We start from the raw sequence: 19,903 nt of genomic DNA, 5'->3' as shown, positions 1-19,903 counted from the left end.
GCTTTTCATGACCGACATCTCCACCACGCCCGAATCAGAAGAAAACGCGCTCGCGCGCAGCGACATGAACCTCGTGTGGCTCGACATGGAGATGACCGGCCTCGATCCGGACAACGATCGCATCATCGAGATCGCGGTGGTCGTCACGAATTCGACGCTCGACAAGATGGTCGAAGGCCCGGTCCTCGCGATTCATCAGACGGAAGAAGCGCTCGGCCGCATGGACGAGTGGAATCGCAACACGCACGGCCGCTCGGGGCTGACGGAGCGCGTGAAGGCGTCGACGGTCGATGAAGCCGAAGCCACGCGCCAGATCCGCGATTTTCTCGGGGCTTACGTGCCGCCCGGCAAGTCGCCGATGTGCGGCAACTCGATCTGCCAGGACCGACGCTTCATGGCGCGCTGGATGCCCGAACTGGAGACGTTCTTCCACTATCGCAATCTCGACGTCAGCACGTTGAAGGAACTGTGCCGCCGCTGGCAGCCGGCGATTTACAAGGGCTTTCAGAAGCGTGCGATGCACACGGCGCTCGCCGATATCCACGAGTCGATCGACGAGCTCAAGTACTACCGCCAGCATTTCCTGATTCCGTCGGCGAGCGCAGCCGCGTCCTAATTCTTCGGCGGGCGGATCGCGCTCTTCGGACGAAACGCGGCGACCACTTCCGGCCGCGTTTCGATATACGGCCCGCCGATCAGATCGATGCAATACGGCACGGCCGCGAAAATGCCCGGCACTTTCGTTCTGCCGTCTGCGTCTTTCAGACCTTCGAGCGTTTCGCGGATCGACTTCGGCTGGCCCGGCAGATTGATGATGAGCGCAGCGTGGTCTTCCGTTTCGCGAATCACCGCGACTTGCCGCGAGAGAATGGCCGTCGGCACGAAATTCAGGCTGATCTGGCGCATCTGCTCGCCGAAGCCGGGCATCGGCTTGGTGGCGACGGCGAGCGTCGCCTCGGGCGTCACGTCGCGGCGGGACGGGCCGGTGCCGCCTGTCGTCAGCACCAGATCGCAGCGGTGCGTATCGACGAGCTCGACGAGCGTCGCGGAAATGGTCGCGGCGTCGTCGTGAATCAGCCGCGTCTCGGCTCGAAACGGCGTCGAGAGCGCCGCGTCGAGCCACTCGACGAGCGACGGCAAGCCCTTGTCCTCGTAGACGCCGGAAGACGCGCGATCGCTGATCGACACCAGTCCGACTATCAGTTCGTCACGCGTCGTCATCGCGATCGTCCTCGTCGTCTTCGACATCGTCGTCTTGCGCGCCCGACGCGTTCTTGATCCACTGGAAGAGTTCGCGGTAATAGCGCGGCGGCTTTTGCTGCTCGCGCTCCTTGCGCGCGTTGCGGATCAGCGTGCGGCCTTCCTGCGGATCGACGCCCGGATGCGTGCGGATGAATTCGGTGAGCGCGGCGTCATCGGCGAGCAATTGTTCGCGCGTGCGCTCGATCCAGTGCATGCGCGCGGTTTCGGCCTTGTTCACGCCGCGATGGGTGTCGAGCGCGGTGCGCAGCGCGGCGACTTCGTCTTCGGTCAGCGAGCGCATGACCTTGCCGACGTACTGCAACTGACGGCGCTTGCCTTCGTGATCGGTGATGCGGCGTGCCTCGCGCACGGCGTCGCCGAGATCCTCGGGCATCGGCATGCGTTTGAGCGCATCCTTGGGCAGCGCGATGAGCGCTTCCCCCAGCTCCTGCAGCGCGTGCATTTCGCGCTTGAGCTGGGATTTGCTCGGACGGTCGTAGCCGTTTTCGTCGGCCTCGCGATCGTCGTCGCGGCCGGAATCGATCGGTTGAATGCGGGTTTTACGGTTCATCCCGACATTGTAGCTTGCGCCCGCATCGCTTTTGCCGGGTCGCGGCCGGCGCTGCGACAAACCTTGGCGGGTGAATGCACGCCGTCCTTGCTATGATCGCGTGATACGCCGGTCCCGCTTTGCGATGCTCGACGACGAGCGCATCTGGCCGGGAATCCCGAAGCAATCACGACATGCGCGGGCGCGACACGCCCGACTTCCAAAGGCAACCAAAAATGGCAGCAGACATGGACGTCAAGCAACGCTACTTCCCGCATACGCAGGACGAGCTGAAGGAGATCGCCTCCGACATCCTGCGCTACGCGAAGGAACTCGGCGCGAGCGATGCGGCCACCGAGATCTCCGAGGGCGACGGCCTGTCGGTGAGCGTGCGGCGCGGCGAAGTGGAGACCATCGAGCACAATCGCGACAAGATGGTCGGCGTGACCGTGTTCATCGGCAAGAAGCGCGGCAACGCGAGCACTGCGGACTTCACGCGCGACGCATTGCGCGACACGGTCGCGGCCGCGTACAACATCGCGCGCTTCACGGCGGAGGACAGCGCGGCCGGCCTCGCGGAAGCCGAGTTGCTGGAAAAGTCGCCGCAGGACCTCGATCTTTATCACCCGTGGGACATCGACGCCGAAGAGGCCGCCGAGATCGCGCGCCGCGCGGAGGCCGCAGCGTTCGCCGTCGACAAGCGCGTGACCAATTCGGAAGGCGCGAGCGTTTCCGCGCAGCATTCGCAGTTCGTGCTCGCGACGTCGCGCGGCTTCATGGCGGGCTATCCGTACTCGCGTCACTACATTGCGTGCGCGCCGATCGCCGCGGCCGGCCGCGACATGCAGCGCGACGACTGGTACACGTCCAAACGCGATGCATCCGCGCTTGCGGCGCCCGAAGCCGTCGGCCGCTACGCCGCCGAGCGGGCGCTCGCGCGGCTCAACGCGAAGAGCCTCGACACGCGCAAGTGCCGCGTGCTGTTCGAAGCGCCGCTCGCGGCGGGCATTCTCGGCGCGTTCGTGCAGTCGGTGAGCGGCGGCGCGTTGTATCGCAAGACTACGTTCCTCGTCGATAGCCTCGGCAAGCCGGTGTTCGCGCCGCATATCCAGATCGTCGAGGATCCGCATGTGAAGGGCGGCATGGGCAGCGCCCCGTTCGACGAAGAAGGCGTGCGTACGCAACGCCGTAACGTCGTCGAGGATGGCGTCGTGCAGGGCTATTTCCTCTCGACGTACTCCGCGCGCAAGCTCGGCATGCAGACGACCGGCAACGCGGGCGGCTCGCACAATCTGACGATGACGAGCGCGCACACGAAGCCCGAGGACGACTTCGAAGCGATGCTGAAGAAGCTCGATACCGGCCTCCTGCTTACCGAACTGATGGGGCAGGGCGTGAACTACGTGACGGGCGACTACTCGCGCGGCGCGTCGGGTTTCTGGGTCGAGAACGGCAAGATCGTGCATGCCGTCGAGGAAATCACCGTGGCGAGCACGCTGCAGGAGATGTTCCGCCATATCGAGGCAATCGGCGCGGATACCGTCGTGCGCGGCACGAAGGAAATCGGCTCGGTGCTGATCGAGCGGATGACGGTCGCGGGCCAGTAAGCCGCGCCGGTCGAGAAGAGACAGGCTCCGGAGCGCATCCGGAGCCTTTTTTCATTCCGGCTTCATTCCGACGAGGCGATGCGCTCGTAGGTCACGAAGGCGAACGCGAAATCGTTCGGCGCCGCTGCGCGATGCGGCTCGCGCGACACTTCGCGCCACAACTCGGGATCGGGCGCCGGAAAGCGCGTGTCGCCATCGAAATCGGCGTCGATCTCGGTGACGATCATCTTGTCCGCACGCGCAATGGCATCCTGATACAACTGCGCGCCGCCGATCAGAAACGCTTCCTTCGCCGGTTCGAGCGCGAGCGCCGCTTCGAGGCTCGTCACGACATCGCAGCCTTCGTAGCGCCGGGTGCCGTCGCGCGACACGACGATATTGCGCCGCCCCGGCAGCGCCCTGCCGATGGATTCATGCGTCTTGCGGCCCATGATGATGGGCGCGCCCATCGTCGTGCGCTTGAAGAAGGCGAGATCCTCGGGCAGGCGCCAGGGCAGTTGGTTTTCGCGTCCGATCACGCCATTGCGCGCTCGGGCGACGATCAGAGTCAGCGTCGTCATGGAATAGAAGTCCGGCAAGCTGGCGCGCGCGGGCAGCGCGGCCGGGTGACGATTCTAACCGACGCTTGCGGCGCGGCCAGCGCTCGGCGCGCCGCGCGGGCCTACGCCTCCGGCGCTTCGTCGCCGAGCGGCAGCGTCGTGTGCCATGGGGGCGGCGCGATCTCGTCCCATAGCGTCACGCTGACGCCCGAGCCAGTCGGACGATCGTCGGGCAGGCCCGACGCGGCGGATTCGTCCGCGTTCTCGCCATTTTGATGCGCGTCGGTTGTTTCTCCGCGCCTTAAAGAACTATCGCGTGCCATCGTGACGACATAACCAAGTAATAAATTCCCGCCACGGAAATATCCGGAAATAAAGTAATCACTTTCTCGGTAAAACGATTAAGCGGGAGTCGAATGCAGGGATAAAGATGAACGCTCGTTCGGCAGCGAGTATTGCTTACCTTCGGGCGCGGTTCTATTGGAGCGAATTGCGTGCCATGTCCGGCAGAGCGTTGCTGCGCAATGAATGGCGAAAATCCGACGAAAGTCCGCAGCAAAAATTCGGCTGTAAACGTTTCACTGCTGAAACATGAAGGCAGAAAAACGTGAACTTCCGGCGAAATCGGTATAAGATTTTGTCTTATTAAATTGTGCGCAATCTCGTTGATAATCGTGTGAGAAATTCTTGCCAAGGCCGTCCTGTCAAGGTTTTGTGGCTAATCCGGCGACTCTCGCGATATTTGTTTCCGGGGTTTCTGGGTTATAGTAGTCTCTCAAAAACGGCGCAGAATCAGACATAAAGGGTTTCGTGGAAGGGTGCGTGGTGTTTCGCGCCGTGTCCCGGGGGCGACGGTTCGAATGGCAAATCCTCTCCAGACGTTTGCGAGCAACGTGCGAGGGCAACGAAGTTTGCGATGTAGCGCGAGCCTTGAACTACGTGACCTTTTCAACGAATGTTGAACAAAGGATCTGAATAATGGACGTCGCTCGGCGGCAACTCATCTATGTGACTCGCGATCCAAGCGAGACGCTGTGCGCGCGATTCGAGGAGCGCGGTTGGCATATCGAAATCGTCGCGAACGCGCGCGACACGCGCAAGGCTTTGCGCAGCGATCTGGCGACCGGCGGGCTGCTCGATCTGTCGAGTCATTTCGAATCTCATGAACTGGCGGCGTTCGAATCGTCGCTGACGATGACCAACGTGGGCTGGGTCGCGGCCACGGTTGCCGGGCAACTGGAAGACGCTGCCGTGCGGCGTCTCATTCGCGACTATTGCTTCGATTACGTGACGCTGCCGACGTCCAACGACCGCATCGTCGATTCCGTCGGTCATGCGTACGGCATGGTTTCGCTGCATGACGCCGCGTCGAACGATGCGCGCAGCGAGGGCCGCGCCGAGGGCGAAATGGTCGGTTCGTGCGACGCGATGCTCGCGCTCTTCCGCTCGATCCGCAAGGTCGCGATGACCGATGCGCCCGTGTTCATCTCCGGCGAATCCGGCACCGGCAAGGAACTCACGGCTGTTGCCATTCACGAGCGCTCGGCGCGCCGCGATCAGCCGTTCGTGGCGATCAACTGTGGCGCGATTCCCGCGCATCTGCTGCAATCGGAGCTCTTCGGTTACGAACGCGGCGCTTTCACGGGCGCGAATCAACGCAAGATCGGCCGTGTCGAAGCGGCCAATGGCGGCACGCTGTTCCTCGATGAAATCGGCGACCTGCCGCTCGAAAGCCAGGCGAGCCTGTTGCGCTTCCTGCAGGAGCGCAAGGTGGAGCGCCTCGGCGGACACGGCTCGACGCCCGTCGACGTGCGCATTATTTCCGCGACGCACGTCGACATGCAGACCGCGATGATCGAAGGGCGCTTTCGCGCGGACCTGTATCACCGGCTGTGCGTGCTGCAGATCGACGAGCCGCCGCTGCGCGCGCGCGGCAAGGACATCGAGCTGCTCGCGAAGCACATGCTCGACCGCTTCAAGAAGGACGCGAGCCGTCGGCTGCGCGGATTCTCGCCGGATGCGATCGCCGCGATCCACAACTACGGCTGGCCGGGCAACGTGCGCGAGCTCATCAACCGCGTGCGGCGCGCCATCGTGATGTCGGAAGGGCGTCAGATCACAGCGCGCGATCTCGAACTCGGCGAATACGTCGAAGTCGCGCCGGTCTCGCTCGCACAGGCGCGCGAGGCCGCCGAACGACAGGCGATCGAACTCGCGCTGCTGCGCCATCGCGGGCGTCTTGGCGACGCCGCGCACGAATTGGGCATCTCGCGCGTGACGCTGTATCGGCTGTTGAGCGCGCATGGCATGCGTCACATCGAGGTCGATGCGCCCTCGGAGCACGCCACGCGCGGCTGACAGCCAGGTCGCGGACGAACACCGGACGGGCGCCACAAGGCGCCCGTTTTTTCGTGCCGCTGCACTAAGCGCCCGCATCCATCGCTTGGTAAAATCGATCGTTTACGCCTTCCGCTCGCGAGGGCGCGCAGCGTACCCAGGGAACATCGAATGAAACAGTATCTCGAGCTCGTCCAGACGATTCTCGATACCGGCACTTGGCAGGAAAACCGCACGGGCATCCGCACGATCAGCATGCCCGGCGCGATGCTGCGTTTCGACCTGCAGCAAGGCTTCCCGGCCGTGACCACGAAAAAGCTCGCGTTCAAGTCGGCGATCGGCGAACTCGTGGGCTTTCTGCGCGCGTCGAAGAGCGCGGCGGACTTTCGCGCGCTCGGCTGCAAGGTGTGGGACGCCAACGCCAACGAGAATCCGGACTGGCTCGAGAATCCGTATCGCCAGGGTCCGGACGATCTCGGCGACGTCTACGGCGTGCAGTGGCGCAAGTGGCCCGCGTACAAGCTCGTCGACGCCTGCGCGGGCGACCAGATCGCCGACGCCACGAATCGCGGCTATCAGCTCGTGACGAGTTTCGTCGAAAACGGGCGCGAGCAGGTGCTGCTGTACAAGGCGATCGATCAGTTGCGTCAATGTCTCGACACGATCATCGAGCGCCCGACCGACCGGCGCATTCTGTTTCACGCGTGGAATCCGGCGAAGCTCGACGAGATCGCGCTGCCCGCGTGCCATCTGCTGTATCAGTTCATCCCGAACGCGGTGACGCGCGAGATTTCGCTGTGTCTGTACATCCGCAGCAACGACGTCGGCCTCGGCACGCCGTTCAATCTGACCGAAGGCGCGGCGCTCCTGCATCTCGTCGGACGGCTGACGGGCTACAAGCCGCGCTGGTTCACGTACTTCATCGGCGACGCGCACATCTACGAAAACCAGCTCGACATGCTGCACGAGCAACTGAAGCGCGAGCCGCTGCCTTCGCCGCAACTGATCATCTCCGATCGCGTGCCGGATTACGCGGTGACGAAGCGCTATGAACCGGAATGGCTGGAGAAGATCGAGCCGAAGGATTTCGCGCTCGAAGGCTACAAGCATCACGACGCGCTCACGGCGCCGATGGCCGTATAAGCCGGGTTTCGTCGGTTTGCACAAGAAAACGCGCGGTCGAGGCCGCGCGTTTTGTTTTTGAGGTCTTAACCGCGATGGTGCTCGTTGCCGCCGCCACGTTGCTGTTGCGGTTGTTGCGGTTGATGAGGCTCCCGATTCTGCATCTGCGGCGGCGGAGCCTGACGAACTTCCTGATGCATCGGCTGACGCGTTGGCTCCTGGTGAGGCTGCAGCCGCTGCGCTTCCGGCTGCGGATGAGGCGGCGGCATCTCATGGCGCGGCTGTTCGACCCGCGCCTGGCGATACGCCTCCGGCGACGCGTGATTGGGCTGCGGCTGCATCGAATGCATCGGCATGCGTTGATCGACGTGCGGCGCATCGTTTGCGCGTTGACGCTGCCACATCGGTTGATGCGCCTGCTGCGGCGCGCGCGGCTCGCGCGAAACGGCATGTCCGCGCGATGAATCCCCATGCGCGAAGCGCGGATCGTTCGCGCCGAATTGCGCAGCCTGCGGCGGATGCGCAACGCCGTAGCCATGCGGCTGCGCAGGCTGAGCGGGAACCGGCGCCGGCAACGCGCCGCCCGCGATGACCGACCGCGCCGGTCCATGCGTCGCGACGAGATGCACCTGTTCGTTGCGCGCGCCGTACCCGCCGCGCGGATCGCGATTCTGCTGCACGTACCGGTCATGAAAAGCCGGCGGCGCGACGGGCGCGCGTGTCGCGACCACCGGTCGTCCGAATCCGGCCTGCGGCGGCTGATAACTCGCGCGTCGCCCACCGGGCGCGAAGCTGTCGCGCGTCGGCGCAATGCCCGGCGCGCCCGCGAAGAAGCGCGGATGGCGCCAGCGCGACGGATCGACCGCGTACGGCTGACGTCCGACCGGCTGGCCAAGCACGAACAGGTTCGTCGGCACGGCCGTCAGCCCGCGCGGCGCGTGATAGTTGACGTACGTATTGCGCACATAGACATTGCGGTTCACGCGTTCCAAATAACGCGGACTCCAGCCATCCCGATGCGGACGCCACGCTTCGCCCGGGCCGAGCGGAAACCACGCGACGCCCGCCGCCGCGATGCCGCCGACCGTCAGCGCGACGTTCCAGTCGGGGCCGCCATCGCCATCGCCATCGCCATCGCCATCGCCATCGCCATCGCCGACGAAACCGACGAGCGCAGGCGAATACGCGGGCGGCGCGCTGACGTCCATCGGGCCGGGCACCCACGCCCATCGCGATCCGATATACGCCCAGCGGCCATAGTGATACGGCGCGAAGCCCCACGGCGCGTCGTCGATCCATGTCCATCCCCACGGATCCTGCCAGGCCCAATGTCCCTGACGATACGGCGCCCAGTCGGCGGACACGGCGGTCGGCGTCCAGACCGGCCCGTACGACGGATCGTTGCGCCACGTTCCGTTGGCGTCGAGATCCTGATAACCGGGCACGTCGCGCGATACATATCGCGCCGAAATCGAGCGATCTTCGGATGCGTCGCGCCCGGCGGCCCATTGATCGAACGCGTCGGGCGCGGGCGCCGCATTCGCCGATGCCTGCTGCAGATTCGTGCCCTCGAACGTCATCTGCTGCCCGCCCGCGAGTTGCACGGAGCCACCGTCGCCGTATGCGGTGACACCGCCGCTTCGCACCGTCACAGTCGTCGCGCGGCCATCGGGCGCGACGTCGACTCGCATCTCGCCGGGCGTCGTGATCGCGAGCGCGGTGTTCGGCGTGTCGATCTCGTAGGTCGTGCCGGGCGGGAGTTCGCGCACGCGCGTCGACAGCGTGCCCTGGGCGATCTTGAGTTGCGCGGTGTTGTCGTCGAGCGCGAGGACGGACAGCGCCGTCGATGACCCGAGCCGCACCGCCGTCGAACCGATATGCAGTTCGGAGCGCGCGTTCTCGTCGTTCCAGAGTTGATCGCCCGTCGTCAGCGGACGATTGATCTGCGCGTAGGACCAGTCGGATGCGCCCGCTGGATCGGTCGTCACCGTGCCCGCCATGTAGTTGAGCCGCGCGATGCGTCCGGGCGGATCGCCTTGTCCGGTTTGCGCAAACGCGTTAAGCCCCGATGCCGACAAAAGCACGCACAAAGCGGCGATCCTGATCTTCATTACGTTCTCCGGCGGCCGCGCGTGCGTTCCGTTCGGCGCACTGAGTTCGCGAGACCTGTCGGATCAATGTATCGCCGGCGCCTGTATCCGTACGATGCCGTTTGTAACGGCTCGCAGGCGCGCGTAACAAAGCTTTATCGCGCGGACAGGAAGCCTTCGAAATGCCGATGCCCCGCGGGCGTCACGCGCAGAACGCGGCGTTTCGCCGTGCGCTCGATCCAGCCGTGCGACTCGCACGCGTCGAGAAACGCCGCGCCGAGCGCGCCGCCCAGATGCGGCCGGCGCTCGCTCCAGTCGATGCAGGTGCACGCGAACCGTCGCCGCCGCGCGCGCTGCGCCTTCAGATCGATGCCGAGTTCGGCGAACGCCTGCGCGCCTTCGGGCGTGGCGTCGAGCGCGGCGGGGCCGTGGGCGGCGTCGTGACGATCGGCGGCGGCGAGCCAGTTGCGCGCGATCATCCGCTCGAAGAGCTGCACGGCGAGTTCGCCCGCCAGATGGTCGTAGCAGGTGCGCGCGAAACGCATTTCGACAGGCACGGCGGAAGGCGGCCGTTCCGGCGCGCGCTGCGGCGCGCTCGCCCGCGCGAGATTGGCGAGCGCTTCGATGGCCGCGGCGATATCCGCCGTCGCGATCCGGTAGTACCGATGCCGTCCGCTCACTTCGAGCGCGAGCAGTCCGCCTTCGGTCAGCCGCGCGAGATGCCCGCTTGCCGCCGATGGCGACAGCCCCGCGATCATCGTCAGTTCGCCGGCGGGGCGCGCGGTGCCGTCCATCAGCGACCAGAGCATGGCGGCGCGGCCCGGATCCGCGATCAGCGCGCCGATGCGCGACAGGCCGGGAAAATGGCGCGCGCGGGAATCGGCGTCGTCGAAAGCGGGGTTCATGGCGATTTCCGTATCGGGCGAAGTAGTCGATGCGTCCACTCTAGCGCGATCGCGCAACCGATGTTTCACCGTGCGCCGAAATGTCGATGCGCGAGGCGCGGCGCTAGAATGACCGCTGGCATTTCGAGGCAGCAGGGGAGAGTTCCATGGCCAGATTCATTCTCGCGAGCGCTATAGGCGTTCTCGTGCTCTGCGCGGGCTGCGCGGGCGCGCCGTCGTCGGCGGCGGGCAGCGGCGGCAGCATCACGATGTACGGCACGATCGATCAGGGCATCACCGTCCACGATTGAATATTGCCGACCCTATAATCGGCATTCATTTTCCGCATCAGACGGGCTTCCCATGAATACGCCGACCTCATCCCCCATTCCAGCCGTCCCGAAAAGCCGTGCGGAAACCACTTTCCGCTTTCTCGCCGAGCCGACTTCGGTGAATTTCGGCGGCAAGGTGCACGGCGGCGCGCTGATGAAATGGATCGACGAAACCGCCTACGCCTGCGCCGCGATGTGGTCCGGGCGCTATGCGGTCACGGTGAGCGTCGGCAACATCCGTTTTCGGCGGCCGATTCTCGTCGGCAATCTGGTCGAATTGCGCGCGCGCGTCGTGACGACGGGGCGCACCAGCATGCACATCCACATTTCCGTGCATGCGGGCGATCCGAAAGTCGGCGAGCTTCAGCAGACGACCGATTGCCTGATGGTTTTCGTCGCCGTCGATGAAAAAGGCCAGCCGACGCCCGTGCCTGCGTTCGTGCCGGAAACGGAAGAGGAAAAGCGCCTCGCGAAATACGCGATGGACGTGAAGGACGCGCTCGATGCAATCGTCGAGCTGAAGCCGGAAGAGGTGGCAGCGGGGAAGGTGTAACCCGCCGCTCTTCGGGCAAGAACGCGCTTACCTTTTTCCCACCATTTCCTCCGGCTTGACCCATTCATCGAACTGCTGCTCGGTCACGTGACCGAGCGCGAGCGCGGCGGCCTTCAGCGTCGTGCCTTCCTTGTGCGCCTTTTTCGCGATCTGCGCGGCCTTGTCATAGCCGATATGCGGATTCAGCGCCGTCACGAGCATCAGCGATTCGTTCAGCAGACTGTCGATGCGCTTCTCGTTCGGCTCGATGCCCACCGCGCAGTTATCGTTGAAGCTCTGCGCGCCGTCCGCGAGCAGGCGGACCGATTGCAGCACGTTGTGCGCGATCATCGGCCGGAACACGTTCAGCTCGAAGTTGCCGCTCGCGCCGCCGAAGTTCACCGCGACATCGTTGCCGAAGACCTGGCAGCAGAGCATCGTGACGGCTTCGGATTGCGTCGGGTTCACCTTGCCCGGCATGATCGAGCTGCCCGGCTCGTTCTCCGGGATCGACAGCTCGCCCAACCCGCAACGCGGTCCGCTCGCCAGCCAGCGGATGTCGTTGGCGATCTTCATCAGGCTCGCCGCGACCGTCTTCAGCGCGCCGTGCGCGGCGACGAGCGCATCGGCGGCGGCCATCACCTCGAACTTGTTCGGCGCAGTCTCGAACGGCAGGCCGGTGAGCTTGCCGATCGCCTGCGCGACCTTCACCGCGAATTCCGGATGCGCGTTCAGCCCCGTGCCGACCGCCGTGCCGCCCTGCGCGAGCTGATACAGATGCGGCAAAGTCGCCTCGACGTGCTTCATGCTCTGATCGAGCTGCGCGACGTATCCCGAAAACTCCTGCCCGAGCGTGAGCGGCGTCGCGTCCTGCAAGTGCGTACGGCCGATCTTCACGATCTTGTCGAACGCCTTCGCCTTCTTGTCGAGCGTATCGCGCAACGTTTTCAGCGACGGCAGCAGATGCTTCTTGATCGCCACGGCCGCGGCGACGTGCATCGCGGTCGGAAACACGTCGTTCGACGACTGGCCGCGATTCACATCGTCGTTCGGATGCACGAGGCGCTCCTCGCCGCGCGGACCGCCCATGATTTCGCTGGCGCGATTGGCGATCACCTCGTTCAGATTCATGTTGGTCTGCGTGCCCGAGCCGGTTTGCCAGACGGCGAGCGGAAATTCGTCGGGATGCTTGCCGTCGATGATTTCCTCGGCCGCCTGAACGATCGCCTTCGCCTTCTTCGAGTCGAGCACCTTCAGGCCTTCGTTCACTTCCGCGGCGGCGTGCTTGATGATCGCGAGCGCGGTGATCAGCTCGGGCGACTGCTTTTCCGTCGAAATCTTGAAGTTTTGCAGCGAGCGCTGCGTCTGCGCGCCCCAGAGCTTGTCGTTCGGCACGGCGATCTCGCCGAACGTGTCCTTCTCCATCCGTACGTCGCCCTTCGCATCGTGTGACATGGCGTGAGTTTCCTTACGAAGTTGGATCAAAGCTGCTTGTCGACGGGCAGCATCATGAAGAGGCCCGTCATCGCATTGCGATAAAGACCTGCCTCGGGATCGAAATTGTAGGTGACGAGACTGCCGTTTTCCTCGGTGATCCAGACGAGGCCCGACTGCGGCGCGCCCGTGCGCCGAAGCTCCTCCGTCACCGCCGCGCTCGCCAGTTGCACCTGCCAGCTCACCTTCGGCGAAATGCCGTTCTCGAAGAGTTTCGCGGCTTCCTCGGCGATCGGCTTGCTGTGGATCACGAGCGCGAGCTCGGTATTGAGCTTCGCCGAACGCGGATCGAGATTCATCGAGCCGATCACGAGGATACTCCGATCGATCACATAGGCCTTCGCGTGCAGGCTCGCGCGCGACTGCGAGCCGAAGAGACCCGCGCGCGGACTGCTTTCGCCTTCGACCTGAATCGGCTTGAACTCGTACAGTTCGACGCCGCTTTGCAGCATCGGAATGCGATACGGCGCGTAGCCCGCCTGCACGGCGACGGCATCGGTCGCGGCGAGCGAATTCGTCAGCACCGCGACGCGCACGCGGCGCTTCGTCAGACCGGCGAGCGCCTTCACGCCCGCGTCGTGCGGCACGAAGTAGGGCGACAGGATCAGGAATTCGCTCTGCGCGTCCTTCAGCAGAGCGACGAGGCGCTCCATCGGCGGGCTTTTGTAGTCGTCGCTCGGATGCTCGATCTTCGATGGCGAATCGACCCGGAACTCCGTCGGCGCCCACACGAGGCCCATTTCCTCGCGCGCGATCTGCTGCGCGAGCGGCGTCGCATTGAGCGGCTTCGCGTTCAGCGGATCGGCCTGCTCGCGCCAGTGCTTGCGCAAGTCGTCGCGGGTCTTGTCGAGTTCGCGGGCGTCGAACTTCTGCTTGTTGAGCGCGCGCAGCGGGTACGCGAGCGAACTGTTCCAGTAATCGTCGAAGCTCGCGGATATTTCTTGCGTGACCGGACCGGCGGCGAAGACGTCGAGATCGCGAAACTGCAAGGTCGGGCTCGCGCTGAAGTACTCGTCGCCGAGATTGCGGCCGCCGACGATCGCGATCTGGTTGTCCGCGATCATCGCCTTGTTGTGCATGCGGCGCGTGAAGTGACTGAGATTCGTGAAGAAATTCTGCGTGCGCTCGGAGAAGCTGCGTTGCGCGCTGCCGTACGGGTTGAACACGCGAATCTCGATCTTGTCGTGCGAATTGAGCGCCGCCATGATCTGGTCGATGTCCTTGAAGTTCAGATCGTCGACGAGCATGCGCACGCGCACGCCGCGATCCGCCGCATACAGCGCCGCGCCGAGCAGCAGCTTGCCGGTGTTGTCCTCGTTGGCGATGTAGTACTGCATGTCGAGCGTCTTCGTCGCCGCGCGCGCGAGTGCGATGCGCGCCTGCAGCGCGTCGGTGCCGGTCGGCAGCAGGCGCACCGCCGACTCGTCCGGATGCCGTTTCTCGAGCGGCGCGAGGGCGGTCGCGAGGGGCGTCGTTTCCGTCGATGCCAGCGCGTGGCTCTCCGGCCGGTCGAACGCCGTCGCGGGCGGGCGCGTCTCGCAAGCGGCGACGAGCGTCGTCATCGTCACGATGACGGCGATGTTGCGCACGGCGGCGCCGAATGTTCGTGCGCGCGCGTCGCGGCGCGCGATTTCCCGCAATCCCCGGTTTTCCGACACTTCGATTCCCCGTTCTGGTCGCCGCTCGTGAAGCGCTCGGCGACGTTTTCGCGTTTTCGGTCTTCAGCACGAAAGTAGCAAGGAGCGTACTCGCGCCGGATCTCGAAATTATTCTATGGGAAATCGGGAAAGCGCCGAACGTTGCACTGGGCGGTGGCGTACGGACGAAAAAAAGCCCGCTGGCTAGAGCGGGCCTACAACCCCTGTCACAGATGTCTCAAGGAGGAGACGGGTTCATCGTAGCAATGCGCGCCGCGCGGCCCAACCAAGCATTCGTGCTATGCAAATCGGCGCGCGGATCGTGTGCTTATCAGACGTGACCGTGCGGCGCGGCGCTCGCGGCGCCGGCGTCGTCCGGCCGTGGCGTGATGCCGGTTTCGATGAAGCGCCGGCTGATGCGATGGAAGCGCAGCGTCATCAGCACGGCGACGCTCGCGAGCCCGGCCGCGAGGCCCCACCACAGGCCCTTCGCGCCGAGTTCGAAGTGGAACGCGAGCACATAGCCGGTCGGAAAGCCGACGCCCCAGTAGCCGAACGCGGCGGCGAGCATCGGAATGCGCGTGTCCTTCAGGCCGCGCAGGCAGCCGGAGCCGACCGTCTGCATGCCGTCGACGATCTGGAACACCGCCGCGACGCCGAGCAGCGACGCCGCGAGCGCGACGGTATGCGCGTTGGCGGGATCGTCGAGATGCAGATACAGCCCGACGATCGCGCGCGGCACGGCGATCAGCACGAGCCCGGAGCACATCATGAAGCCGACGCCGAGCGCGAGCGCGACGAAGCCCGCGTGACGCGCGGCGACAGGCACGCCCGCGCCGACCCAGTAGCCGACGCGCACGTTCGCCGCCTGGCCGATCGCCAGCGGCACCATGAACGCGACCGACGCGACGTTGAGTGCGATCTGATGCGCGGCGAGCGGCGCTTCGCCGAGCAGGCCGACCATCATGCCGGTGGCGAGAAAGAGCGTCGATTCGACCCCGTAGGTGATCGCGACGGGCCAGCCGATGCTGAACAGTTCGCCCATCAGCGGCAGGCGCGGGCGCGCGCGCGCGACGAAATGCCGGTAGCGCGGCCGCAGATGCAGCACCGCGACGAGCGCGATCGCGATGCCCCATACGGTGATCGTCGTCGCCGCCGCCGAGCCGAGGAAGCCTTCGCGCGGCAGGCCGTACGCGCCGTGGATCAGGCCGTAGTTGAGAAAGCCGTTGACGAACACGCCGCCGATGGAGATCCACAAGAGCCTGCGCGCCGCGCCGATGGCGGGCAGAAACGCGCGCATCATCCCGACGCCGATCAGACTGCCGGGCGTCCCCCAGCGCAGCACCGCGCAGTATTCGCCGACGTTCTTCGCGAGCGTCGCGGGTTCATGGAACGCGAGCAGGATCGGTTCGGCGTAGCTCAGCAGCACGAACGCGGGCACGGCGAGCAGCAAGGAGAGCACGAACCCGGTCCAGTAGATGCCTGGCACGCGATGATCGGCGTTCGCGCCGCGCGCATGCGCCACCGACACGGAAACGGACGTCAGCACGCCCTGCAGGAGCGTCACGACGACGAAAAAGAGATTCGCGCCGAGGCCGCCCGCGGCGAGGGCATCGGGGCCGAGCGAGCCGAGCAGGATGGTGTCGGTGACGCCCATCGCCATCTGCGAGAGCTGCGCGATGGCAAGCGGCGCGGCGAGACGCGCCGTGTCGACGGCGTGACGCGAGAGGCTCGGCGGTCCTTGATGCGCGCGCGCGGCGCGCGTGACTGGCGGTTGCATGTTGATCGGATCGAAACGAAAAGGCCGCAATGAGTGCGGCCGGACTGGAACGCGAGGGGGCAAGGATCGAAGCGCAAACGCGCTGACGGGAACCGACGCTGAAACCAGAACGAAAGAACAGACCGTCAGCTTATTGCGTCGCGTGCGGCATGTCGATGACGCGTTTGCTTATGCCCGGATTTTCGCAATTGCGCGGCGTGTGCGCGCAAATCGCCGCGCGCTTAATCGGGCGCGCGCACGTAAATCGTCTGGCCGTCGAGCTTCACTCGCTGACCCGCGCGGATCTTGCAGGTCTTGCGCAGTTCCACCTGGCCGTCGACGGTGACATCGCCCATGGCGACGCGTGCCTTCGCCGAGCCGCCGCTGTCCGCGAGGCCCATCAGCTTGAGCAGATTGTGGAGTTCGATGAAGTCGCCCGTCAGGGTGAATTGGAGTGGCGGCATGAGGCGGGCAAGGCGGGAATGCGGGAAGGGCTCAATGATAAACCACGCCGGGCATGCGCCGTGCTCAGGGATCGCGAGGACCGGTAATCCCCACTCAAGCGCGCTCGTTGGCAAATGTAGCCAGATGAAACCGTCGGTAACAGTGACTGGATTTTCGCGAACTTGCCCGATTGACCGCCGGTCCGACCATTTGATCGATGCAGCTTCGGTCATCTTTCCAATCGACAAAAGTCGCGCGGATCGCTCGTTTCACCGTCGTAAGAGCGCCGCCGACGCCAACTAAAGAGAGGACTAGCTCATGACTCGCGCACGAATCCTTTTGATCAGCTCCGCCATCGCCACGTTCGCCGCTTCGGGCGCCTATGCGCAAACCGCGACCCAGTCCGCACCGGTGCAGACTCAAACGCAAGCGCAAGTGCAGCCGATGCAAGCCCAACAGCCGATGACGCCGCCGCCGCAGAACCTCGTCGCGCCCGCGCCGACCGATCCGCTCGTCGAGCGCCGCAATGCCAATGCGAAGGCGAACGCCGAATACAGCGCGTCGAAGAAGGCGTCGAAGGCCGAATTGAAGGCGCAGACCGAGCAGGCCAAGGCGCAGTACAAGGAAGAGGTGAAGAACGCGAAGATCAATCGCAAGGCGGACAAGGACGCCGCCAAGGCCGAATTGAACGCGACCGAGCCGAACGCACCGAAGGACACCGGCTTGCAGCATTAAGCGGGCGAACCGGGAATCGCCGCGAGCTCGCGTTTGGCGCGGCTCGCGGCATCGAACAAGGGAGAAGACCATGAATCGAAAAACTCATGCACTGCTGGCCGCGCTGATCGCGGGGACGTTCGCGAGCGCGAGCGTGGCATCGTTCGCACAAACGGCGTCGGATACGCCGACTGCCGCCGATCAAAAGGCCGCGAAGGAACAGAGCAAGGCCGACAAGAAGGCGGCCGTCGCGCAAGCCAAGGCCGACAAGAAAAAGACCGAGGCGCAATCGGACGCCAATGAAGCCGCCGCCGAAGCGAAGCTCAAGAACGCGAAGAAGGCCGACTGACGCAAATCTTTTGCAGCGATGCGAGCCCGGTTCCGTGCGAGCCGGGCTCGTTGCATTTGGGGCCAAAACCCTTGTCGAGCCAAAGGCTTGCGCGTGCGGGTTGTATGGATATACAGTGTGCGTCACTCATTTCCCGCCGCCTTTTCTCCCGTGCTCACGCTCCCCGACACCGCCGACGAATCCACCACGAAACAGGTCGCCGACTATCTCGCGAAGCTCAACGAGGCGCAGCGTCAGGCCGTCGAATTCGGCGTCGACGAACCGGGGCGCGCGGGCGGGCCGCTGCTCGTCATCGCGGGCGCGGGATCGGGCAAGACCAACACGCTCGCGCATCGCGTCGCGCATCTGCTGGTGAAAGGCGCGGATCCGCATCGCATCCTGCTGCTCACGTTTTCGCGCCGCGCGGCGCTCGAAATGACGCGGCGGGTGTCGCGCATCGCAATGAACGCGCTCGGCACGAGAAGCGCAATCGCGCAGGGTTTGTCGTGGTCGGGCACGTTCCATAGCGTCGGCGCGCGGCTGTTGCGCGATTACGCCGATCTCGTCGGGCTCGCGCCGTCGTTCACCATCAACGATCGCGAGGATTCCGCGGATCTCATGAACCTCGTGCGGCACGAGCTCGGTTTGTCGTCGAAGGAAAAGCGCTTTCCCGCCAAATCGACGTGCTTCGCGATCTACTCGCGCGTCGTCAACACCGGCGCGTCCCTGGCGACCGTGCTCGATCAGTCGTATCCGTGGTGCCGCGAGTGGGAAGCGGACCTGAAGCGCCTCTTCGCCGCGTACGTCAGCGCGAAACAGGCGCAAAGCGTGCTCGATTACGACGATCTGCTGCTCTACTGGTCGCATCTCGCGGCGGAGCCGTCGATTGCCGCCGATCTCGCGAGCCGCTTCGATCACGTTCTCGTCGACGAATATCAGGACACGAACCGTCTGCAGGCATCCATTCTTCTCGCGATGAAACCGGACGGGCGCGGCCTTACCGTCGTCGGCGACGATGCCCAATCCATCTACTCGTTTCGCGGCGCGACGGTGCGCAACATCCTCGATTTTCCCGGCCACTTCGATCCGCCCGCCGCGACCGTCACGCTCGACCGCAACTATCGTTCGACCTTGCCGATTCTCGAAGCGTCGAACGCGGTGATCGGCCTCGCGACCGAGCGCTACACGAAGAATCTGTGGACCGACAAGGCATCGGCGCAAAAGCCGCGCGTCGTTGCCGTCGCCGATGAAGCCGATCAGGCGCGCTATGTCGTCGAAAAAGTGCTCGAAGCGCGCGAAGGCGGCATGAAGCTCAAGGCGCAGGCGGTGCTGTTTCGTGCCGCGCATCACAGCGCGGCGCTCGAAATCGAATTGACGCGCCGGAACATTCCGTTCGTGAAGTTCGGCGGACTGAAGTTTCTCGATTCCGTTCATGTCAAGGACGTGCTCGCGGTGTTGCGCTGGGCCGAGAATCCGCGCGATCGCGTCGCGGGCTTTCGCGTCGCGCAGTTGTTGCCGGGCGTCGGACCGGCGATCGCCGGGCGCCTGCTCGACAGCGTGAGCGCGCCGGACGCGGTGGCGTCGAATGCGATCGCCGCGTTTCAGGCGCCCGCGCGCGCGTCGGAGGACTGGCCGCGTTTCGTCGGCCTGATGGCGAAGCTCTGCGGCCGCGACTCCGGCTGGCCCGCCGAGTTCGAAATGATCCGGCGTTGGTACGAGCCGCATCTGGAACGCAATCACGAGGACGCGGCGATCCGCATCGGCGACGTGTTGCAGATGGAAAGCATCGCGGCGACGTATCCCACGCGCGAGCGCTTTCTCACCGAACTGACGCTCGATCCGCCCGACGCGACCAGCGACGAATCCGGCGTGCCGCTGCTCGACGAAGACTATCTGATTCTCTCGACGATCCATTCGGCGAAGGGCCAGGAATGGCGCAACGTGTTCGTGCTGAACGGCGTCGACGGCTGCATTCCGTCCGATCTCGGCACGGGCAGCGACGAAGAACTCGACGAGGAACGGCGGCTGTTATACGTCGCGATGACGCGCGCGAAGGAAGACCTGCACATCATCACGCCGCAGCGCTTCTACGTGTACAACCAGACGCATCTCGGCGACCGTCACGTATGGGCGCAGCGCACGCGTTTCATTCCGCCGCATCTGATGCAGAACTTCGAAGCGGCCGCGTGGCCGCCCGTCATCGCGCCCGCTGCGCCGACGGCGGCGGGGCTGGCTGCGGCCGCGAAAGCGAAGATCGATATCGCGGCGCGCCTAAAGGGAATGTGGGACTGA

20 protein-coding genes are annotated in these 19,903 nt (G+C 64.8%); 10 read left to right on the top strand and 10 right to left on the bottom strand.

Annotation, left to right across the window (positions count from 1 at the left end; genetic code table 11):
- The first annotated feature begins 7 nt into the window (after positions 1-7).
- On the top strand, positions 8-616 hold the full coding sequence (gene orn, locus NCS00_RS10420; RefSeq protein ID WP_033537098.1) for an oligoribonuclease: 609 nt from the start codon (positions 8-10) through the stop codon (positions 614-616).
- On the opposite strand, the gene mog is transcribed toward orn, so the two are convergent.
- Together mog and yjgA are read right to left on the bottom strand one after the other, a co-directional pair.
- Complete coding sequence (gene mog, locus NCS00_RS10415) at positions 613-1,221, bottom strand: molybdopterin adenylyltransferase (RefSeq protein ID WP_250440032.1); 609 nt, start codon at positions 1,219-1,221, stop codon at positions 613-615. The two genes, orn and mog, sit on opposite strands and share 4 nt — an antisense overlap.
- Positions 1,208-1,813 (bottom strand): ribosome biogenesis factor YjgA, encoded by a 606-nt coding sequence (yjgA, locus tag NCS00_RS10410; RefSeq protein WP_034472813.1) that lies wholly within the window; start codon positions 1,811-1,813, stop codon positions 1,208-1,210. The genes mog and yjgA overlap by 14 nt, the downstream gene beginning before the upstream one ends.
- Positions 1,814-2,028: 215 nt before the next feature.
- Here yjgA and pmbA point away from each other — a divergent pair, with 215 nt between their 5' ends.
- The gene (gene pmbA / locus NCS00_RS10405; RefSeq protein WP_008342321.1) at positions 2,029-3,399 is read left to right on the top strand and encodes a metalloprotease PmbA; all 1,371 of its coding nucleotides are present in this window, start codon (positions 2,029-2,031) and stop codon (positions 3,397-3,399) included.
- A gap of 62 nt (positions 3,400-3,461) precedes the next feature.
- On the opposite strand, the gene NCS00_RS10400 is transcribed toward pmbA, so the two are convergent.
- Both NCS00_RS10400 and NCS00_RS10395 read right to left on the bottom strand, forming a co-directional pair.
- The gene (locus NCS00_RS10400) at positions 3,462-3,959 is read right to left on the bottom strand and encodes a dihydrofolate reductase (RefSeq protein WP_008342320.1); all 498 of its coding nucleotides are present in this window, start codon (positions 3,957-3,959) and stop codon (positions 3,462-3,464) included.
- 101 nt (positions 3,960-4,060) lie between these two features.
- Entirely contained in the window at positions 4,061-4,261 is a 201-nt protein-coding gene (locus NCS00_RS10395) for a hypothetical protein (protein WP_008342315.1), read from the bottom strand.
- Between the two features lie 107 nt (positions 4,262-4,368).
- Between NCS00_RS10395 and NCS00_RS10390 the strand changes: the two genes are divergently transcribed.
- The 3 genes from NCS00_RS10390 (at position 4,369) to NCS00_RS10380 (ending at position 7,418) form a co-directional block, all read left to right on the top strand.
- Positions 4,369-4,533, top strand: a complete 165-nt coding sequence (locus tag NCS00_RS10390) for a hypothetical protein (RefSeq protein ID WP_250440031.1) — start codon at positions 4,369-4,371, stop codon at positions 4,531-4,533.
- A gap of 383 nt (positions 4,534-4,916) precedes the next feature.
- Positions 4,917-6,296 carry a sigma-54 dependent transcriptional regulator gene (locus NCS00_RS10385; RefSeq protein ID WP_008342313.1) on the top strand — a complete coding sequence of 460 codons (1,380 nt, stop codon included), beginning with the start codon at positions 4,917-4,919 and terminating at the stop codon, positions 6,294-6,296.
- Between the two features lie 150 nt (positions 6,297-6,446).
- Positions 6,447-7,418: a thymidylate synthase gene (locus NCS00_RS10380; protein WP_250440030.1), complete on the top strand. Its 972-nt coding sequence runs from the start codon at positions 6,447-6,449 to the stop codon at positions 7,416-7,418.
- A 65-nt stretch (positions 7,419-7,483) separates the two neighbouring features.
- Here the strand turns inward: NCS00_RS10380 and NCS00_RS10375 are convergent, their stop codons facing one another.
- Complete coding sequence (locus NCS00_RS10375; RefSeq protein WP_250440029.1) at positions 7,484-9,508, bottom strand: DUF6600 domain-containing protein; 2,025 nt, start codon at positions 9,506-9,508, stop codon at positions 7,484-7,486.
- A 134-nt stretch (positions 9,509-9,642) separates the two neighbouring features.
- Positions 9,643-10,392 carry an ArsR/SmtB family transcription factor gene (locus NCS00_RS10370; RefSeq protein ID WP_008342310.1) on the bottom strand — a complete coding sequence of 250 codons (750 nt, stop codon included), beginning with the start codon at positions 10,390-10,392 and terminating at the stop codon, positions 9,643-9,645.
- Between the two features lie 146 nt (positions 10,393-10,538).
- On the opposite strand from NCS00_RS10370, the gene NCS00_RS10365 reads away from it, so the two are divergent.
- A complete protein-coding gene (locus tag NCS00_RS10365; protein ID WP_200889189.1) occupies positions 10,539-10,682 on the top strand; it encodes a hypothetical protein in 144 nt (47 codons plus the stop codon).
- Positions 10,683-10,734: 52 nt separating this feature from the next.
- The gene (locus NCS00_RS10360; protein WP_033537097.1) at positions 10,735-11,256 is read left to right on the top strand and encodes an acyl-CoA thioesterase; all 522 of its coding nucleotides are present in this window, start codon (positions 10,735-10,737) and stop codon (positions 11,254-11,256) included.
- A 27-nt stretch (positions 11,257-11,283) separates the two neighbouring features.
- On the opposite strand, the gene fumC is transcribed toward NCS00_RS10360, so the two are convergent.
- The 4 genes from fumC to NCS00_RS10340 all read right to left on the bottom strand — a co-directional run bounded on the left by fumC (position 11,284) and on the right by NCS00_RS10340 (position 16,589).
- Positions 11,284-12,690: a class II fumarate hydratase gene (fumC, locus tag NCS00_RS10355; protein WP_175980381.1), complete on the bottom strand. Its 1,407-nt coding sequence runs from the start codon at positions 12,688-12,690 to the stop codon at positions 11,284-11,286.
- Positions 12,691-12,716: 26 nt separating this feature from the next.
- On the bottom strand, positions 12,717-14,291 hold the full coding sequence (locus NCS00_RS10350) for a phospholipase D family protein (protein ID WP_033537110.1): 1,575 nt from the start codon (positions 14,289-14,291) through the stop codon (positions 12,717-12,719).
- A gap of 406 nt (positions 14,292-14,697) precedes the next feature.
- The gene (locus NCS00_RS10345) at positions 14,698-16,146 is read right to left on the bottom strand and encodes an MATE family efflux transporter (protein ID WP_034472804.1); all 1,449 of its coding nucleotides are present in this window, start codon (positions 16,144-16,146) and stop codon (positions 14,698-14,700) included.
- Between the two features lie 221 nt (positions 16,147-16,367).
- Entirely contained in the window at positions 16,368-16,589 is a 222-nt protein-coding gene (locus tag NCS00_RS10340; RefSeq protein WP_008342305.1) for an RNA-binding S4 domain-containing protein, read from the bottom strand.
- Between the two features lie 298 nt (positions 16,590-16,887).
- Between NCS00_RS10340 and NCS00_RS10335 the strand changes: the two genes are divergently transcribed.
- The 3 genes from NCS00_RS10335 (at position 16,888) to NCS00_RS10325 (ending at position 19,903) form a co-directional block, all read left to right on the top strand.
- Complete coding sequence (locus NCS00_RS10335) at positions 16,888-17,304, top strand: hypothetical protein (protein ID WP_250440028.1); 417 nt, start codon at positions 16,888-16,890, stop codon at positions 17,302-17,304.
- Positions 17,305-17,374: 70 nt separating this feature from the next.
- On the top strand, positions 17,375-17,632 hold the full coding sequence (locus tag NCS00_RS10330; RefSeq protein WP_250440027.1) for a hypothetical protein: 258 nt from the start codon (positions 17,375-17,377) through the stop codon (positions 17,630-17,632).
- Positions 17,633-17,782: 150 nt separating this feature from the next.
- A complete protein-coding gene (locus NCS00_RS10325; RefSeq protein ID WP_250434973.1) occupies positions 17,783-19,903 on the top strand; it encodes an ATP-dependent helicase in 2,121 nt (706 codons plus the stop codon).

The organism is Caballeronia sp. AZ1_KS37 (assembly GCF_023631165.1).
Taxonomy (GTDB): Bacteria; Pseudomonadota; Gammaproteobacteria; order Burkholderiales; family Burkholderiaceae; genus Caballeronia; species Caballeronia zhejiangensis.
The sequence above is the reverse complement of the archived record's forward strand: the minus strand, read 5'-3'. Positions and strand labels throughout refer to the sequence as shown.

What these genes read in the sequence shown, in the direction of transcription:
- orn (WP_033537098.1), top strand. Translation starts at nt 8, where the DNA reads ATGACCGACATCTCCACCACGCCCGAATCAGAAGAAAACGCGCTCGCG.
- mog (WP_250440032.1), bottom strand. Translation starts at nt 1,221, where the DNA reads ATGACGACGCGTGACGAACTGATAGTCGGACTGGTGTCGATCAGCGAT.
- yjgA (WP_034472813.1), bottom strand. Translation starts at nt 1,813, where the DNA reads ATGAACCGTAAAACCCGCATTCAACCGATCGATTCCGGCCGCGACGAC.
- pmbA (WP_008342321.1), top strand. Translation starts at nt 2,029, where the DNA reads ATGGCAGCAGACATGGACGTCAAGCAACGCTACTTCCCGCATACGCAG.
- NCS00_RS10400 (WP_008342320.1), bottom strand. Translation starts at nt 3,959, where the DNA reads ATGACGACGCTGACTCTGATCGTCGCCCGAGCGCGCAATGGCGTGATC.
- NCS00_RS10395 (WP_008342315.1), bottom strand. Translation starts at nt 4,261, where the DNA reads ATGGCACGCGATAGTTCTTTAAGGCGCGGAGAAACAACCGACGCGCAT.
- NCS00_RS10390 (WP_250440031.1), top strand. Translation starts at nt 4,369, where the DNA reads ATGAACGCTCGTTCGGCAGCGAGTATTGCTTACCTTCGGGCGCGGTTC.
- NCS00_RS10385 (WP_008342313.1), top strand. Translation starts at nt 4,917, where the DNA reads ATGGACGTCGCTCGGCGGCAACTCATCTATGTGACTCGCGATCCAAGC.
- NCS00_RS10380 (WP_250440030.1), top strand. Translation starts at nt 6,447, where the DNA reads ATGAAACAGTATCTCGAGCTCGTCCAGACGATTCTCGATACCGGCACT.
- NCS00_RS10375 (WP_250440029.1), bottom strand. Translation starts at nt 9,508, where the DNA reads ATGAAGATCAGGATCGCCGCTTTGTGCGTGCTTTTGTCGGCATCGGGG.
- NCS00_RS10370 (WP_008342310.1), bottom strand. Translation starts at nt 10,392, where the DNA reads ATGAACCCCGCTTTCGACGACGCCGATTCCCGCGCGCGCCATTTTCCC.
- NCS00_RS10365 (WP_200889189.1), top strand. Translation starts at nt 10,539, where the DNA reads ATGGCCAGATTCATTCTCGCGAGCGCTATAGGCGTTCTCGTGCTCTGC.
- NCS00_RS10360 (WP_033537097.1), top strand. Translation starts at nt 10,735, where the DNA reads ATGAATACGCCGACCTCATCCCCCATTCCAGCCGTCCCGAAAAGCCGT.
- fumC (WP_175980381.1), bottom strand. Translation starts at nt 12,690, where the DNA reads ATGTCACACGATGCGAAGGGCGACGTACGGATGGAGAAGGACACGTTC.
- NCS00_RS10350 (WP_033537110.1), bottom strand. Translation starts at nt 14,291, where the DNA reads ATGACGACGCTCGTCGCCGCTTGCGAGACGCGCCCGCCCGCGACGGCG.
- NCS00_RS10345 (WP_034472804.1), bottom strand. Translation starts at nt 16,146, where the DNA reads ATGCAACCGCCAGTCACGCGCGCCGCGCGCGCGCATCAAGGACCGCCG.
- NCS00_RS10340 (WP_008342305.1), bottom strand. Translation starts at nt 16,589, where the DNA reads ATGCCGCCACTCCAATTCACCCTGACGGGCGACTTCATCGAACTCCAC.
- NCS00_RS10335 (WP_250440028.1), top strand. Translation starts at nt 16,888, where the DNA reads ATGACTCGCGCACGAATCCTTTTGATCAGCTCCGCCATCGCCACGTTC.
- NCS00_RS10330 (WP_250440027.1), top strand. Translation starts at nt 17,375, where the DNA reads ATGAATCGAAAAACTCATGCACTGCTGGCCGCGCTGATCGCGGGGACG.